Below are 12,362 nucleotides of genomic sequence, written 5' to 3'. Positions count from 1 at the left end.
ACATATGTATTTATTTTATATGCAACATCTTTATTAATATTAATATTATCAATAATATTTGTAAAGAAAATAATTTCTAGAGAACTATTTATAAAGCCAGATAAAAGTAAAGTTTATGGACAAAAGTTTATAAGAAAACATCATAAAAAACTTGATATTATTTTTAAAACAATATCATTTATTGATCTTGTATTAATGTATAGTGAATATGTTATACCATCAGTTAAAGATATTCCATATGTATTAAATAATGAGTATAAAATTATAGAAGGCAAAGCAGTAACACATTCATATGGTGGAAGATCAGACAGACCTATATGGGTAACTATAGGAAATGATAATGGGAATGAGAAGAGATTAGTATTCTTCTTTTGGGATTATGTGTATGTAGGAGATAGATTTGAGATAATATATTTACCAAATTTGAAAAGGGGAACAGTATTAAAAAGTGAAAAAGATTATTAAAAAGTTCCCCAATGTAAAATATAATTATATTTTACATTGGGGAATTTTGTGTAGAATAAGAAATTAATAATACAAAAGTAAATTCTAGGAGCGATAAAACTAGTATAGAATATAATGAAAAAGGCTAAATAATAAGCCCTATAAAGGCTGATGATTTAAAAATAAAATTTAATTATAATGGTGATGGTAGTATAATAAATTTAATATATTCAAATGGTCTGCTTCTAATATTTCTTGCAAAGCATTCTTAAAACATCCTTATGCTTTTATATATTATCTACAATCATAAATTACATATTATTTAAATAATAAAATTCTATGTTCATAACTCCATGGTGATTTTTTCTTATGGCTATTTTATAAGATTTTATCAACAGTTTTAGTGCATTAAAATTAGTATTTACTATCAATAATTGGCTTAAAGGGTAGATTGTTGACAGGCTTCGTGTACATTCTTGTTAAAAATCAAGCATTGTTAACTTTCTACAAAAGAAATTGTCAGAAAATTTGGAACGATAATTCTTGTAATATTATTGTACAGCCCTTATAATGAAAAATGAAAGCGGGAAATTTAAAACCTTGTAATTTTGAAGTTTTGAAATTTAAAAGACAAATCAATATTTTAAAAGGGAGGTGGACTCTCAATATTAAGGATTTGTTTTTTTAAATATAAAAAGAAAACAGGGGGTATTGGGATGATAAGTAATACGGGGAAGAAAAAGCTTCTATCTTTCGTATTAGCATTAGTTTTAGTTCTAGGCAACTTTACTTTTGCAGTAGCAAAGCCGAAAACTGAAATTAAATCTTTAAAAGAAGAGAATAAAAATGTTCTCGAAGAAAAAATTCACAAAGATTTAAAGAAGACTCTAGGTAAACATGAAAGTGCAGAAGTATTAGTTTATATGAAAGATAGGGTAAATTCACAGAAGGTAGCACAAGTAAATGCAAAAGGTAAAACACCTTACGAACAAAAGTTATCTTCAAGAAGAGCTTTAATAGCTGCTTTAAAAGATAAAGCGGAAACTAGTCAATATGATTTAATTAAATATCTAGAAAAAGAAAAAGAAGAAGGAAAAGTATCAGAAATTGAATCTTTCCATATAGTAAATATGGTTTATTTAAAAGGGGAAAAAGAAGTAATTGAAAATATTGCTTATATGGAAGAAGTAGAAATGATTTATCCCAATAGAAAAGTGGATGTGGTTAAACCAGAAAAATCAGAACCGCTTAAAGGGTTAGAATCAACAGAAGGACTTGAGTGGAATATAGAAAGAGTTGGAGCAAATCAAGCTTGGGACTTAGGATATGATGGTTCAGGAGCAGTAGTTGGAATGATAGATACAGGGGCAGACTGGACTCACGAAGCCTTAAAAGAAAAATGGAGAGGCTATAATCCTAACGACCCAGATAATCCAAATCCCGAAGGAAACTGGTTTGATGCAGTAAATGGTAGAGATATGCCTTATGATGTACCATCAGTACCTCACGGAAGTCATGTAATGGGTACTATACTTGGACAGGATCCAGATGGGACAAATAAAATTGGAGTAGCACCAGGAGCAAAATGGATTGCGGCTAAAGCTTTTACTGAAGAAGGTGGCTATGACAATTGGCTTATAGCAGCAGGAGAATGGATGTTAGAACCAGGTGGAGATCCAAACCTAGCACCAGACGTAATAAATAACTCTTGGGGCGGTGGATCTGGAAGAGATGACTGGTATAGAGATATGGTAGAGTCTTGGAGAGCAGCAGGAATAGTACCGGTATTTGCAGCAGGTAATGAAAGAGGTAGACCAGCTCCTCCAGCATCTATATCAAGTCCAGCTAATTATCCTGAAAGTTTTGCAGTAGGAGCTACAGATAGAAATAACTTAAGAGCTTCTTTTTCACAAAGGGGTCCAGGACCTTATAATGAAGATATAAAACCAGAAGTTGCAGCACCAGGAGTAGGAATACGTTCATCAGTTCCAGGAGGCTATGAAGGTGGCTGGAATGGTACAAGTATGGCAACACCACATATAACGGGAACAGTAGCCCTACTATTATCAGCAGATAATTCCTTATCCGTAGATAGCTTAGAAGAAATAATAGAAAATACAGCTACACCATTAACAGATGATGATTATTCAGAAGCACCAAACTATGGTTATGGACATGGTTTACTAAATGCTTTTGATGCTATATCTGAGGTTTCAACAGGAACAGGAACTATAAAAGGAAAAGTATTAATAGATGGGGAAGACTTAGAAGATCCAGAGATACACCATGATCCTATAGAAAATGATTGTTTTATAGGTTCTGATATACCTGTAGAAGCAAGAATAACTGATGATGTATCAATAGTAGAAGCAGAATTAATGATGAAGACTACAGGAACAAAATATTGGTACCATATTCCAATGAATAGGACTTCAGGTGATATAAAGGACGGTATTTATAAGTCAGTAATTCCGGCAGAATTATTGAAGATGCCAGGATTTGAATATAAGATAAAAGCTAGAGATTATGATGGAAATATTGTATATACAGATGAATATAGTGTAAAAGTAGAATTTGGTATTGTGCCAGGAGAATATGAAACAGATTTTGAAAACTATCCTATAGGTTGGACTTTAGAAGGAGATTGGGAATGGGGCGAACCTAAGGCAGGACCAGACCCTTATAAAGGCTCTAAGCTTATAGGTACGAAACTAGACGGTAACTATTCAAATAGCTCAGATAATTTATTAATTACCCCACCAATAGATTTAAGAGATGAAAACTTACCATCAGCCAGTTTAAGGCTAGCTCACTGGTATGAAATAGAAAATAGATATGATAAAGGTCAAGTATATATCACTAATGATTATGGTGAAAACTGGGTTCCCATAGGACCAGAATATACAGGAGACCAAAAGGAATGGGAAGGCTTATTTATAGACCTAAATGAATATATTGGCTCAGAAGAACCAGTATTTGTTGCTTTTAGATTTACCTCTGATATATCAGTAAATAAATTAGGTTGGTATATAGATGATGTAAGCTTAGTAGGAGAAGATACTGAAGAACCATCAGCACCAACAGATTTAACAGGAGAAGCAAGAGTTGTAGGAACATCCTTAGAGTGGAGTCAATCACCAGAAATAGATGTAAATGGCTATAAAGTATATCGTTCGGAAACATCTGGTGGAGAATATACACTATTAGGAGAGGCTAAAACCAATAAATACTTTGATACAACAGTAGAATCAGATAAAACTTATTACTATGTAGTAACAGCCTATGATTTTGCAGGAAATGAAAGCGAATATTCAGAAGAACTAGAATTAACAGTAGGAACTATAGACCTTATATATTCTTCAAATTTTGAAGAAGACAATGGAGGTTTTGTTTTAGGCGGAACTGATGATACTTGGGAATGGGGAGTACCTACTTCAGGACCAGGAACTGCATTAACAGGAGAAAAAGTCTGGGCAACAGTATTAGATGGTAAATATTTAAATAATAGTAATTCGTGGATAGAAAGTCAGGAAATGTCGCTACCAGCTGAAGGAAGTTCAGTACTTTACTTCAACCATTGGTATCAAACAGAATCACCAAGATACGACAAATGTCAAGTCCATGTAGCTGGAGAAGATGGAGTTTGGAAGAACATAACACCAGACGAAAGCTTCGGTGGCAGGATAGAAGAATGGACAGAAACAGAATTATCCCTTGAAGAATATAAAGGTGAAAATATAAAAATAAGATTTGTATTTATATCCGACTATTCCTCAAACTATGATGGTTGGTATATAGACAATGTAATGGTAGCTAATTTACAAGAAGGTCAAAACTTAGATAATATAGATACACCTAAAGTAGGAAAGGATGACTATACTTTAGAAGAACTAGAAAAGCAAGGTAAACTTAAAGATGGATACAAAAAGCCAAAAGAATTAGATTATAAATTAAAAACTGAAACAAAATCAAAAAATAGTAATTACAAAAAAGTAAAAGAAGAATCAACAGATGTAAAATTTGCATCAGTTCCAGTAGATGCTGTAGTAACAGTATTAGAAACTGGAAGAAGTGTAAGGACAAATTTAGCTACAGGAACTTATGAAATTAAACATGGAGCAAATCAGTCAGGAGAAACTTGGACATTAAGAGCAGTAGCTTATGGTTACTATCCAAAAGAAGAAAAGGTTACCTTAGAAGACGGAGAAGTAGTAAAACAAAACTTTAAACTAGAACCAATTCCAAGAGGAGATATAGTAGGAAAGGTAGTAGATAGATATTCAGGAGATACAATACCTAATGCTCAAATAAGGTTAGTAGAAGATACAGCTGTAGAAACTGTACACTCTGATGAAAATGGAAACTTTACTATGCCAAATGTACTAGAAGGTAAATATACCCTTAAAGTAATAGCAGATGATTATGAACCAGGTGAAGTAGAAGTAGAAGTAGAAGGTGGTAAATCTAATGAAGTAGAAGTACCACTAAAAAGATTTGTAGGCTATGAAGAAGAAATAATTTATGACGATGGTACAGGAGAAAATGCTTTAGTACTAAATACTGCTAACAATGGTCTAGCAATAAGAGTAACTCCATCTCAATATGGTAAAGTAAAAGGAGCAAATATCTTTTTCTGGGGTAATGATTGGCCAACACCAGGTGGAGATGAAATAGGCATTGTAATATTTGATACAGATGAAAAAGGGAATCCTACAGAAATGGTAGGGGAACCTAAGATGGTAACAGTTAATAGAGGAGAATGGAACTATATAGATCTTTCAGAATTTGGTTTTTCAACAGGTAAAGATTTCTTCATAGGAACAATGCAAACAAAAATAGGAGATCTTTCTCCTGGAGTAGGGATAGATCAAAGTTCTCCTCATGGAGATAGATCTTATTTACACCTAGGTGGAGAAGATTTTACTCCAATAGGGTCTGAAGGAATACAAGGTGGTTTAATGATTAGAGGAGTAATGGAATATTCTCTGGATATACCATTAATCACTAATTTAGAAGAAACAAATTATACAAATAAAGACTCTGTAACTATAGAGGGTCAAGTAACTGCAGATAGTGTAGTAAATGTATATGTAAATGGAAATAAGGTAAAAGAAATAGAATCAGTAGATAGGAAATTTACTGGTGAAATAGAACTGCCAGCAGAAGAAAACAATATAACTGTAACAGCAACCTTAAAAGGAAAAGAAACAGAACCATCTACACCAGTTGTAGTAATTAAAGATAAGGAAGCACCAGAATTAAATGTGTCTTCTCCAAAAGAAGGAGAAAAGATAAATAAAGAAGTGATAACTGTAGAAGGCAATGTAAAAGATGCAAATCTAGATAAAGTATTAGTAAATGGTGAAAGAGTTGAAGTAGCTGAAAATGGAGACTTTAGTAAGAAAGTAATAGTAGGTAATGGAGAAAATACTATAAAAGTTGTAGCTAAAGATTTAGCAGGTAATGAAACTGTAGTAGAAAGAAAAGTACATGTAAAAATAGAAGGACCAACTATTACAGATATTATGCCAAATGAAGACCTAGTAGTAAGACCGGGAGAAGAAGTAACAGTAAGCTTCAGGAGTGAATCAACAGGCGGAAAAGCCTTCTTTGAAATACTACTACCATTGAATATGGCTAGCAACAGTGATTCTAGCATAGAAATGGTAGAAGTAGAACCAGGATACTATGAAGCTACTTGGACAGTACCAGAAAACATAAGCTTAAAGAATGGAATAATCAACATAGAGTTTACAGATATCTTTGGAAATACTATAAAAGAAGAAGCACCAGGAAGATTAACAGTAGGCTCTGAAGAGGAACCAGAAGATCCAGAACTACCAGAACTTACAGATGTAAAACCAAATAAAGACCAAATTATAAAAACAGGAAATAAATTAAGGGTTAACTTCAGAAGTGAAAAAGGCGGAACAGCTTACTTTACAATCAAGCATCCAGATGGAGATATAAAAGTAGATATGAATGAGAGATTATTATTCAAAGGTAGATATACTGGAGAATGGAAAATACCAGAAGGAACACTTGGAGAAGATTTAGAAATAGAAATTACCTTTATAAACAAATCTGGGGTAGAAGTAAAGCAAATAACCCCAGGAAAGTTGACTATAGAGCCAAAATCAGCTAAGAAGTGGTTTTGGTAAAATTAAGAAGCCAGCAGGGACCCCCTTCCCCCTGCTGGTTTTTTCTTTGTGTATATGAGATCTTATTTTAGTTTCTGGAGGAGGTATTTGAACACTTTAATGAATATAAAAGATATGTTGGATAAACTTAGGGTATAATAAGAGGGAACTAAATGGTAAGACTTAGGATATATAGTCTAAGTAAAGGAAACATACCAGTAATAAAAGTGGGTAAATATACTTGAGGGGGGAAAAATCAGTAACCTAAGAATGTATTTCCTTTTTTATCTATTGTAAACCATCTAAAAATCGTGTAAATTAATAATACATACATAATGTAGAGCTGGAGGGAAGGCTTATGTTTTATACAATAATGCTTTTGTTAAAAGTTGGATTATTCAGTCGTTCAACGGAAATAAAAGATAATAAAGCCCTTATATTTTCTGTAAGTTGTCTTATAACAGTATTTATATTTACCTTTATATATTTCAGTAGGAATAGAAGGAAAAATGGAATAGCATTCTTTTTCTACTTTTTAATGTCTACAGTAATTTTTGCAGATATTACATATTATCACTATTTTAATAGTCTACCCTCCATAACTATGTTGAAACAAGTGGGACAAGTAGAGGGTAGTATAAGATCTATTATTAACCCCATAAATATAATTACCATAATAGATCTACCTTTTATATACTTAAGGAATAGAATAATTAAAAGAAGAAAGAGGAATAAAGTAACTCACTATAATAAAGAAGCTCGTATAGGAGTACCATTAGGTATCCTAGCCACAATTATATTAGTCTTTATAATGATTAATTCATGGGGATTTATAAAAAATATAAAAAGCCAAGAATTATATACTTATCATTTTATGGATATTATAAATTATCTTAAGTCAAAGTGAGTCAGTAAAGACCGTCCCTGTTGACTCACTCTTCTAATACTTTGGACACTTGAATATATAATGTATATAGTATAAATTAATAGTAGTGGAATTAAATCTGTACTGGGGGACGAGAAATGCTTCTTATAATACTACTTTTAACTAAAATAGGAATATTTATATATTTAACAGAAATAGAACATAATAAATTTATAATATTTTTAATAAGTGGACTTATAACTTTATTTTTCTTTACATTAATTTATCTAAGCAATAGAAAGAAAAAGCAAACCTTAGCTTTTGCTTTTTATAATACAGTATCTGCTTTTATGTTTGCAGATGTACTCTATTATCATTTCTTTGATAGTTTACCTTCCATCACCATGTTAAAACAAATAAACCAAGTAGGGGCCGTAGGGGATAGTGTAAAAACTGTATTAAATCCATTGACAATATTTCTTTTAGGAGATGTACCTTTTCTATGTATTTATTCCAGGAAAAAGAAGGAAAAAATTAAAAAAGAAAGAAAAGTATACAATAAAAAACTTCGTATAGGCATACCATCTGGAACATTGGCTATTATAATAATTCTTTTTACAACAATTCATTCTCTTGGCTATGGAACAGTAATAGAAAAACAAGAGCTATATACTTATCATTTTTTAGATATTCTAAGAGTTTTTAAACCAGATAAAACTATAGCAGAAGAAAATATATATGATACTCTTCCTTTAAGGGGAAAGGACATAAAGGGACAAAGGAAGCACTATGGTATAGGAAAGGATAGAAATGTAATAGTTATTCAAATAGAATCCTTTCAAAATTTTCTTATAGACAACTTTTATGATGGACAAGAAATAACTCCAAATTTAAATAAGCTAATAAAAGATAAAGGTTCTATATATTTTGATAACTACTTTCAACTACTAGGTAGAGGGAATACTTCAGATGCAGAATTTGTAACACAAAACTCTTTATACCCTACTAGAAAGGATGGAAGTTATTTTCTATATGAAGACAATACTTTTCATGGGCTACCTTGGATTTTAAGGGATGAAGGCTATACTTCTTGGGCCTTCCATGGCTATGAACCAGATTTTTGGAATAGAAAAAATGCCTATCCAGCCCAGGGTTTTGAAAGATTTATATCAGAAGAAGATTATGACATAAATGAAGAAATAGGTTTTGGGCTAGTAGATAAAGAGTTCTTTAAACAATCTCTACCTCATATAAGGGAAATGGGAGAACCTTTTTATTCTTTCATGGTTACATTAACTAGCCATATTCCTTTTGAAATGCCAGAGAAATATAATGTATTAAAAATTAGAGATGAACATAAGGGAACAATGTTTAGTAATTACCTTCAATCAGTCCATTATACAGATAAAGCTATAGGAGAATTTATAGAAGAATTAAAAAAGGAAGGTATTTATGAAAACTCCGTTATAGCTTTATATGGAGATCATCATGGATTATCTCCTACAATTGAAGATAATCAAGAGGTTATGTCTGACTATTTAGGATTTGAATATGATTATCAAGATATGATGAATATACCTTTAATAATCCATGTACCAGGAGAAGATATAAATGAAACTATATCCACAGTAGGAAGTCAATTAGATTTTCTACCAACTATATTAAACATAATGGGATTGAAAAATGAAAAAAGCATTATGTTTGGAATAGATTTAATAAATTCTACAGATAGCTTAGTAGCCCAACAAAGTAATATGCTAAAAGGCTCATTCTTTGATAATGAGAAGCAATTTACTATGTCGAAAGATGGAATATTTGATAATAGTAGATGCCATAATTTGAAAACTAGAGAAGCTATAGATATAGAAGAATGTAGAGAAAGTTACGAAAAAGCAATAAAAGAAATAAATTTATCTGACTATATTCTTAAAAATAATTTAGTAAAAGAAATACTTAATGGCCCGGGAAATATAAAAATAAAAGAAGGAAAAGAAAAAATAAATACTAAAAATGTAGAATATGCAGCTATAACAAAGGATAATATAAAATATACCCTAGACGAAGCCTATGAAAAAGGCTTTAGAATGATTGAAGTTAATTTAGAATGGAATAAAGATAAAGAGATAGCGGAAGTTAAAAATTCTCAAATGACTATAGATGATTTAATTAATTGGTTAGAAGAGCATGAAGATACTTATATAACTACAACCACAATAGCAGATGAAATAAAAACTTTAGTATATATGAGAGAAAATCATCCAAAAATGAAAGATAGAATTATACCACAGATACACAATATGGAAAGTTATCCAGCAGCATTTACTAGAAATTTTGATAATATCCTATTGAATCCAATTTTTAAAGAATATACAGAGGAAGAAATATTAGACTTTACAAAGCGTAATGAATTATTAGGAGTAGTCATATCAGAGGACATGGCAGAAGGAGAACTACCAAAGAAACTAAAAGAGGAAGGGATTCTAACCTATGTCTACGATGTAAATAATAGGGACCATATGAAAGAATTGAAAAAGAAAAATGTATTTGGTGTATTTACAAAGAAAATAGTACCCTAAGAAATAGTACTAATCATAGAATAATAACAACTATATAAGATATTTATAAAAAATTTCAGTCACTTAAGACTATAACTTAGGGGCTGAAAATTTTTTGTACTTAAATTATGCTATGTTTAATAATTGTGATATAATGTTATAAGTTATAAAAGGATAATTGAATAGTATCGACCTATTTGCTATAATAGTTGAAATTAAAGGCCGAAATTGGTCAGGAGGATATGTATGGGAAATGCAAAAAAAGCAGCAAAGTCTGTTGGAATAATTATGTTTTTCACTCTTACAAGTAAGTTTTTAGGGTTTTTAAGAGAAATGCTTATTGCTTCAAAATTTGGTTCAGGAGATTTGACGGATGCCTATTTTATAGCCATGGATGCAACTACGATATTTATGGGGATGATAGGGACAGCTTTAAATACTACCCTTATACCTATACTTTCAGAAATAGAAGTTAAACAAGGAAAACAAGGAAAGGTAGATTATTTAAATAACATATTAAATGTTGTATTTTTTATGTCTATTGTTTTTATGATATTAGGATGGATATTTTCACCAGCAATAGTGAAAATATTTGCGAAAGGTTTCGAAGGAGAAAAGCTTCAATTAGCAATTAAATTACATAGAATAGGATTACCAATTGCTTTTTTCTCTGTTGCAGCATATATATTTACAGGATATTTGGAGAATAATGAAAGCTTTGGCATACCTGCAGCAAAAAGTTTTCCTTTTAATTTTATATATATAATATTTTTAATTTTTTTATCTCAAAAATATGGAATTGAAGGGCTAATGGTAGCTAGTGTTTTAGCAGCATTATCCCAAGTTATTATTCAAATTCCTACAGCTAGAAGATTAGGTTATAGATATGAATATGTCTTTGATTTAAAAGATAAGTATTTAGGGAAAGCACTGTTTTTAACAATACCAGTATTAATTGGTTCTACTATAAATGAAGTTAATACAATAATAGATAAAACTTTGGCATCAGATTTAGTGAAAGGAAGTATATCAGCCCTTTCTTATGCAAATAAGGTAAAAGGCATAGTTCTTGGAGTATTTGTACTGGCTATAGCAAAAGTAATATTTCCAATCCTTTCAAGAGAATCTAGTAAAGATAATAAAGAATCCTTAGTTAAGGTTATAAATTATGGTATAAATGTAATACTTATAATCACTGTACCGGCAACTGTAGGACTTATAGTTTTATCTGAGCCTTTTGTAAGAATATTTTTTCAAAGGGGAGCTTTTGATAGTAGGGCAACTTTAATGACCTCTCAAGCCCTTACATTTTACTCTTTGGGAATTGTTGGTGTTGCAATAAAGATTATGTTAAGTAGAGTATATTATTCCCTACAAGACACTAAAACTCCAATGGTAAATGGAATAATAGCTGTAATAATAAATGTGATAATGAACTTAATACTTATTGGGCCATTGAAGCATAAAGGTTTAGCTTTAGCCACGAGTATTTCTGCTATATTAACTTCTTTAGTATTTATTTATGGTTTGAAGAAGAGAATTAATGCTATAAAAATAAAAGACTATGCAATTTGTCTTATAAAGACAACAATAGCATCTATAATCATGGGGCTAGTTGTTTACTTCACTTATGGAGGATTGTCATCTTATATAGAAGGAAGGATTATACCAGAGGTATCCACCCTTACTTTTATAAGAGATATAATAGTACTTGCAATTCCAGTGGCAATTGGAGTAATAGTATATTTTGGATTTTGTTATTTATTTAAAGTGGAAGAAATAAATGTGCTTGTTGATAATGCAAAAAAGAGACTAAACAAAGATTAAAGATATTATATGGGTTAATACTTATAATATATAAAAGGAGATATAAAGATGCATTTTATGAAGAGAGTATTGGATTTTATATTAAGCTTAATAGTTCTTATTATCCTATTTCCAATATTTTTAATAATAGGTATTGCTATAAAAATTGATTCCAAGGGGCCTATATTTTTCAAGCAGAAAAGGCTAGGTAAAGATGGGAAAGTATTTTTAATATATAAATTTAGAACTATGGTTGATAATGCAGAAAAGATTGGTTCAGGTATATATACTAGCGAAACTGATTCAAGAATTACAAAAGTAGGAAGATTCTTAAGAAAGACAAGTTTAGATGAGATTCCACAACTTATAAATATATTAAAAGGTGAAATGAGTATCGTTGGTCCAAGACCACCAGTACCATATCATCCTCATAAATATGAAGACTACCCAGAAAGACAGAGAAAAAGGTTTACTGTTCTACCAGGAATTACGGGGTTTGCCCAAGTAAATGGCAGAAACAATCTGACTTGGGATGAGAGAATAGAATATGAT

6 protein-coding genes are annotated in these 12,362 nt (G+C 30.9%); all 6 read left to right on the top strand.

Annotated elements, in window-relative coordinates:
* On the top strand, window positions 1-465 hold a 465-nt coding region (locus VK071_08555), incomplete at its 5' end, for a hypothetical protein (GenBank protein ID HLR35358.1).
* Between the two features lie 695 nt (window positions 466-1,160).
* A complete protein-coding gene (locus tag VK071_08550) occupies window positions 1,161-6,605 on the top strand; it encodes a S8 family serine peptidase (GenBank protein ID HLR35357.1) in 5,445 nt (1,814 codons plus the stop codon).
* A 337-nt stretch (window positions 6,606-6,942) separates the two neighbouring features.
* Window positions 6,943-7,491: a hypothetical protein gene (locus tag VK071_08545; protein HLR35356.1), complete on the top strand. Its 549-nt coding sequence runs from the start codon at window positions 6,943-6,945 to the stop codon at window positions 7,489-7,491.
* Between the two features lie 116 nt (window positions 7,492-7,607).
* Entirely contained in the window at window positions 7,608-10,025 is a 2,418-nt protein-coding gene (locus VK071_08540; GenBank protein ID HLR35355.1) for a sulfatase-like hydrolase/transferase, read from the top strand.
* Between the two features lie 225 nt (window positions 10,026-10,250).
* Entirely contained in the window at window positions 10,251-11,831 is a 1,581-nt protein-coding gene (gene murJ, locus VK071_08535; protein ID HLR35354.1) for a murein biosynthesis integral membrane protein MurJ, read from the top strand.
* Between the two features lie 48 nt (window positions 11,832-11,879).
* The coding region (locus VK071_08530) for a sugar transferase (GenBank protein HLR35353.1) at window positions 11,880-12,362 on the top strand (483 nt) is incomplete at its 3' end.

This window comes from Tissierellales bacterium, assembly GCA_035301805.1.
Classification (GTDB): domain Bacteria; phylum Bacillota; class Clostridia; order Tissierellales; family DATGTQ01; genus DATGTQ01.
This window is presented reverse-complemented; position numbering and strand designations above follow the sequence as displayed.

What these genes read in the sequence shown, in the direction of transcription:
- VK071_08540 (HLR35355.1), top strand. Translation starts at nt 7,608, where the DNA reads ATGCTTCTTATAATACTACTTTTAACTAAAATAGGAATATTTATATAT.
- murJ (HLR35354.1), top strand. Translation starts at nt 10,251, where the DNA reads ATGGGAAATGCAAAAAAAGCAGCAAAGTCTGTTGGAATAATTATGTTT.
- VK071_08545 (HLR35356.1), top strand. Translation starts at nt 6,943, where the DNA reads ATGTTTTATACAATAATGCTTTTGTTAAAAGTTGGATTATTCAGTCGT.
- VK071_08550 (HLR35357.1), top strand. Translation starts at nt 1,161, where the DNA reads ATGATAAGTAATACGGGGAAGAAAAAGCTTCTATCTTTCGTATTAGCA.